This window comes from Sphingomonas bacterium, from assembly GCF_903643065.1.
Classification (GTDB): domain Bacteria; phylum Pseudomonadota; class Alphaproteobacteria; order Sphingomonadales; family Sphingomonadaceae; genus Sphingomonas.
Genome location: NZ_CAHJWX010000319.1, coordinates 1 through 3525, shown reverse-complemented (window position 1 = coordinate 3525; position 3525 = coordinate 1). Strand labels below are relative to the sequence as shown.

Here is a 3525-nt window from a genome sequence, read left to right as displayed (position 1 = left end):
ACCTTCACCCCCACCGAATGCCGAAACTACCTCGCCAACTCCGGCTATAGATCAGCCTGATGTCATCAGGCTCTAGATCATGGCGGCGGCGAAGTGGACGAAGCCGGTGAGTGGATGGTGCGCCCGGTCGTAGCGGGTGGCGAAGCGGCGGAAGTGCTTCATGCGCCCGAAGCATCGCTCGATCTGGTTGCGATGCTTGTAGGCGCTTTCGTCGTGCGGGATCGGGACTTGTGGTTACGCTTGGACGGGATCACCGCTTCGGCACTGATTGCCGCGATCTGAGCGCGTAAGTCGTTGCCATCATACGCCTTTTCAGCGAGCACGGCCTTGGCCTGCTGACCTTCAAGCAGGCCGGGAGCGGCCGCGATGTCGCTGGCCTGCCCCGCCGTGATCCGGAACCGTGAAGGCCAACCGAACGTGTCGGCAAGCATGTGGACCCCTTCGACAGGCTCAGGACAGGCTTGGTGGTCAGTCCACCTCGGGAACGCTCCAGCGCCTGATCCCTGGCACCCTTTTCCGCTCGCCGCCTGCTGGTGCGCGCGGACGATGGTGCTGTCGAGCATCAGGTAGGTGTTGTCGCGGTCGGCAGTGAGAGCGTCGAACACCTTCTCCCACACGCCGGCATGACACCAGCGGCTGAACCGGCGATGCACCGTCTTCCACTTGCCGTAGCGTTCCGGCAGGTGCTGCCAATGCGCGCCCGACCGCAACACCCACAAACATCCGTTCACGAACAAGCGGTTATCCGATCCCGTGCGACCCGGATCACTCGCCTTGCCAGGCAGCAGCGACGATCCTTGCCCACTGCGCCTCGCTCAACTCGTACCGCTTGATCCCCATCGCCCGCTCCGCGCCTCAACACGGAACCTCATGAACCAGACATCACACGCCTTGGGAATCCTGAATGTCGATCCAACCTAGGAGGCCGGCTGGCTGGGCGGCGGCGTAGTGCGTGTTTGCGCCTGCGGCCGATCTTGCTGGCCCCGCAGAGGTGGCGATTATCATCGCTGGGTGACCGTGTGCCGGAGGCCACTCGGCATCGACCGGGTGATCGCGTCGGCGACGCGGCGGCGGGCGACACGGCCTTCCATCCTCGCACGCCGGCTGCCGCCCGATGCCCCGGGGCCGGGTCAGGCTCGCTGAATCAAACTCGTGAGCCGGCCGTCGTCCCTGTCGAAGAACACGAACACCTGCGCGTTGTCGTGGAGGAGGTCGCCCATCCCGAGCTGTCCGACGAAGAACAACGGGCGCTCGCCGTTAAATGGCCAGTTCGGCGATTGCAACCAGCGCGGCGGCTTGTCGAGGTAGCCGAAGTCGGCGGCGATCTTGTCCTTTGCCGCCTTGATCCTCGACTTCTTGTCCGTCGCGTCGGCGATCGCCGCCTTCAGCTGATCAATGTAACGATCTGGCGGCGACAGCTAGGCCGGACAGACGGAAAGGATGAAGCGATATTCCTCCCGCGCCGCCTCATCCGTGCGGTGATCGACGCCATTCAGCGTCAGGAATTTTTCCATCGCGTCAACGACGTTGACCGCCGCGCCGGCTGACGCGCCATCCTGCGCCAGCACATAGTCGAGCAGGGTACCGTGGCGCGTGTAGGGGGGAAGCTGCACGTCCTGCCCGAGCAGCACCCGCAGGTTGCCGTCGCGGTCAAGCGCCTCGCGAAAGGCGGGTAGCTTCAGGCGGCCCTCCACCAGGTCCTTGATCAGTTCCATGACGGGCATCGCGGTCTTCCTCCCGGTCCAAACGCGCGAAGTCCCGGGCGATCAGGGCCTGCGCTGGCGCACCCGATGATCGCCTCGACTCACCTAAAGGACCAGCAGGTCGTCGAGATCGGCCAGGTATTTGCCATCGACCCGGCTGACCGTGAGAACTGCGGTCAGATCCGATCGACCCTCCTGCGCCGTCCACAGGGGCGCCCGGACCGACCAGGTGGGAACCGGTGCCCCGTCCACCGCCACGACGTCGATCACATCGCGGTAATCGGCGGGCGTCCGGACGAACGTCCGGCCATAGTCGGCCAGACGATGGTCGATATCGGCCCTGCTCGGGCGCGACCGCCGCACCAGGCCCAGGACGGCGCCGCCACCGCCGTCCGCGACCGCATCCACGACCTGCGCCACCAGCTCGTCGATTTCATCCATCCTGGTCGCCCCTCATCGCCGGTTGCCCGGGATCCTCGTCACCGTGTTGTTGTTGACGCCGATGCTGTTGAAGTATGCGTCGGCCTCTTGGATCGCCTGCGTCGCCTGCCCGTCGGTGTGGCCCGCGGCGCGCAACGCGTCGTAGCCGATCTGCCGTTCCGCGCCATAGGTGCCGCCGCCCTGCACCCGCTGCGCCTGCGTGGCGTTGAAATGCGGCGATCCGTCCAGCGTCGACGGTCCGGAGAGCTGGACGCCCGGCGCCTTGTTCGTGTTGTAGCCGGGCAGGTCGCGCACCGCCGCGTCCTGGATCACGTGGTGCGCATCCTTGAGGCCGGCCGACCGAAGCTCGCCGATTGGTCGGGTGACGGGCTTGTTACAGGGCGCGAGCCCTTCCGGATCGGTCCGAACGAGCGGATTGTCGACATAGGCCTGCGTGCGCATCCCCCCGGCGAGGCCGATCGGATCGGGGGACAGGTACTGGGCGGTGTCTGCATCGTAGTAGCGGTTCAGATTGTAGTGCAGCCCGCTCTCGTTATCCTCCCACTGGCCGGGAAAGCGGAGCGCACAGGTCGCGCCGCCGATGTCGTCGCGATCCTCGTGGCTGGCGCGGGCGCGGACCAGCGCGCGCGCGGCGCGGGCACGGCCCCACAGCGTCTGCTCCGCCTCCCATAGCGACGTCCCGTCCACGCCAAACAGCGCCGCGGGGGCGCCAAGCTGATCGGTCACCACCGGGAAGAAGGCGCTCGCTTGTGCCGGCATATCGGCCGCCGCGGGCCGGCGCTGCACCTCCTTGGCCAGCGGGCGGAGTTCACCGGGCGCGTAATGCCAGCGCTCGACCGACGTCGCGCGGTCGCGGTCGCCCTCACGATGCCATGCCTCGGCCAGCAGCACGCCCTGCCACAAATAGTCGATCCGCTGCTCGCCCTGCGCCACAGGCGTGTCGAGCCGCCGCTTGCCGACGCGGCGGCCGAACGCGTCATAGGCATAGGCCCAGCGCGCGCCGTCGGGCGTGTCCAGCTCGACCAGCCGGTCGAACCCGTCCCAGCGGTAGCGCCAGGTCCGCGGGCGAAAGCCGGGCGTCGTCGTGATGCGCTCGACCATCCGCCCGCGTTCGTCGTAGCGGAACCGGTGAGGACCGGCGGCCACCACGCAATCGCGCCAATAGCGGTGCTCCCCGCCGAGCGACTCGGCGAGGTTCATCAGGCTGTTGTAAGAATATGTCTCGCGCGCGCCGGGCCGGTCCACGGCCACCACCTGATCGCGTGGATCATAGCCGTAGCCCGTCCGCTCGCCCGCGCCGTCGACCGTCGCCGACAGCCGCCCTTGGCGGTCCCACTCGTACCGGCGCGCCCAGCCGTCGGGCGGGCCGGCCTCGGCCCGC

At 67.6% G+C, this 3525-nt stretch carries 5 protein-coding genes; all 5 read right to left on the bottom strand.

The window, feature by feature from the left end; translation table 11 throughout:
• Positions 1–158: 158 nt before the first annotated feature.
• Positions 159–731 carry an IS5 family transposase gene (locus tag HUU95_RS11195; RefSeq protein ID WP_254602754.1) on the bottom strand — a complete coding sequence of 191 codons (573 nt, stop codon included), beginning with the start codon at positions 729–731 and terminating at the stop codon, positions 159–161.
• A gap of 399 nt (positions 732–1130) precedes the next feature.
• The gene (locus HUU95_RS11190) at positions 1131–1283 is read right to left on the bottom strand and encodes a hypothetical protein (protein WP_174280184.1); all 153 of its coding nucleotides are present in this window, start codon (positions 1281–1283) and stop codon (positions 1131–1133) included.
• Between the two features lie 135 nt (positions 1284–1418).
• Positions 1419–1715, bottom strand: coding sequence for a hypothetical protein (locus tag HUU95_RS11185; protein ID WP_174280183.1), 297 nt, complete (start codon positions 1713–1715; stop codon positions 1419–1421).
• A 93-nt stretch (positions 1716–1808) separates the two neighbouring features.
• Positions 1809–2144 (bottom strand): DUF7668 domain-containing protein, encoded by a 336-nt coding sequence (locus HUU95_RS11180; RefSeq protein WP_174280182.1) that lies wholly within the window; start codon positions 2142–2144, stop codon positions 1809–1811.
• 12 nt (positions 2145–2156) lie between these two features.
• Positions 2157–3525 (bottom strand): RHS repeat-associated core domain-containing protein (locus HUU95_RS11175; RefSeq protein WP_217429823.1); only part of this gene is annotated, 1369 nt, incomplete at its 5' end.